The organism is Campylobacter sp. CNRCH_2013_0855 (genome assembly GCF_025773025.1).
In the GTDB taxonomy this organism is placed as follows: domain Bacteria; phylum Campylobacterota; class Campylobacteria; order Campylobacterales; family Campylobacteraceae; genus Campylobacter_D; species Campylobacter_D jejuni_C.
The window spans coordinates 1-514 of the sequence record NZ_JAKMTE010000075.1; the positions used below are offsets into that span (position 1 = coordinate 1).

Here is a 514-nt window from a genome sequence, read left to right on the forward strand (position 1 = left end):
ATCTAATTCTTTTATTGTGTTTTCATCAAATAAAGCTTGCTTATCTTTATCATATAAAACATAATCTTCACAAAAATATAAAGCTTTTAATAAATAGGGTTTTGAATCAATGTTGATGTTGTTGATATCTTGCAAGTTTAAAGTCTTTAGTAGGTATTGTTTATTAGCAATAATACTTAAGCTTTGATTGGAATTTAAAAAAGTATTTCTTTCTTGTTTTAATTGAAAGCTTAGCTTTTCATTTAAAGATTTAAATAAAGAATTAAAAATTTCATTTTTTATTTTATTGTCTTCTTTATAAAGTTTTAAATCCAATTGATATTTTTGTTCTTCTTGTTCAATGATTTTTTCTTGTTCTTTTAAATCTTGTATGTTTTTTAAATATTCTTCATCTATAAAATTGTAAGTTGTAGAAGCTATACTTGTTTTAGTTATAAGTTCTTTTTTCTTTGCTAGAGCAAGTTCGTATTGTTTTGAATAGCTAGGGTAGGGGCGTGGAGTGAAGAGGGAGAAA

General features: G+C 23.9%; 1 protein-coding gene. It reads right to left on the reverse strand.

Features of this window, described 5'->3' with window-relative positions; translation table 11 throughout:
• Window positions 1–514 (reverse strand): hypothetical protein (locus L8X40_RS08505; RefSeq protein WP_263667696.1); only part of this gene is annotated, 514 nt, incomplete at both ends.